Below are 230 nucleotides of genomic sequence, written 5' to 3'. Positions count from 1 at the left end.
GGCAAACGCCGAACTGCGCATGCGCTTGGGCACCAGTTCCGAAAGGTAGGCGTCGATGGTCACCAGTTCGATACCTAGGCCAATGCCCACCAGAAAGCGCATGCAAATGATGCCCACGGCCGAGGTTTGAATGCCAATCAACACCGTGGCCACGGTGTACCAGACCAACGCAAAGGTGAAAATCGCGCGGCGCCCGAAGCGGTCGGCGATGGGGCTGAGCAGGCTGGCCC

Annotated in this window: 1 protein-coding gene; it reads right to left on the bottom strand. The window is 61.3% G+C overall.

The window, feature by feature from the left end:
* Positions 1–230, bottom strand: a 230-nt coding sequence (locus tag AAEZ05_RS30570) for an MFS transporter (protein WP_350650451.1), incomplete at both ends; no start/stop codon positions are given.

This window comes from Pseudomonas sp. HY13-MNA-CIBAN-0226, assembly GCF_040310305.1.
Lineage (GTDB): Bacteria > Pseudomonadota > Gammaproteobacteria > Pseudomonadales > Pseudomonadaceae > Aquipseudomonas > Aquipseudomonas gregormendelii.
This window is presented reverse-complemented; position numbering and strand designations above follow the sequence as displayed.